Raw genomic sequence first — 723 nt, forward strand, 5'->3', positions numbered from 1 at the left:
GTCTTCGGACTCGTGATAGATTTTGGGACCCCCCTCTGTCAGGATACTTGTCCACCCAGTAGAATGGGACTTCAATAATCATTGAGAGTGGGCAGAGAGAGTAGGAAATGAGTTACCCGAGTGGGCAGAGAGAGTAGGAAATGAGTTACCCGAAAGAGCGGAAAGAAGCCGTTCTGAAGAAGATGCTTCCGCCGAACAACAAAACGATCCCTGAGATATCAAAAGAAGAAGGGATCAGCGAAGGGACACTGTACAACTGGAGAAAGGCCGCCCGTGCTGAAGGTCGTTTGATGCCGGATGGAGATACCACGCCAAAGGGCTGGTGTGCAGCTGATAAGTTTGCAGCGGTTGTCGAGACGGCTTCAATGAATGAAGCCGAGGTTTCAGCTTACTGTCATGAGCGAGGGCTGTATGCCGAACAGATCAGCGAGTGGCGAGCCGCGTGTGAGCAGGCGAATGACTGGGAGCGCCATCAAAACAAACAATTGAAAGCTATCCGTAAGGCGGATGAGAAGCGGATCAAGGAGTTGGAGCGGGATCTCAAACGGAAAGAGAAGGCGCTGGCAGAAACCGCTGCCTTATTGGTGCTAAGAAAAAAAGCCCAGGCGATCTGGGGGGACACAGAGGAAGAATGATCAATGTCCCAGATCGCCGTAGAGCTGTTGAATTGATCAATGAAGCCGTAGAGGCTGGTGCGTCAAAGAAGAAAGCCTGTAGTGAACT

General features: G+C 51.3%; 1 protein-coding gene. It reads left to right on the plus strand.

Going from position 1 to position 723, the window contains the following annotated elements:
* Positions 1-140 precede the first annotated feature (140 nt).
* Complete coding sequence (locus ACOCD2_RS23870) at positions 141-635, plus strand: transposase (protein ID WP_294117800.1); 495 nt, start codon at positions 141-143, stop codon at positions 633-635.
* The last annotated feature ends 88 nt before the right edge of the window (positions 636-723 follow it).

Origin of the sequence: Thiolapillus sp., assembly GCF_048562965.1 — a bacterium.
GTDB classification, from domain to species: Bacteria; Pseudomonadota; Gammaproteobacteria; order Chromatiales; family Chromatiaceae; genus Thiolapillus; species Thiolapillus brandeum_A.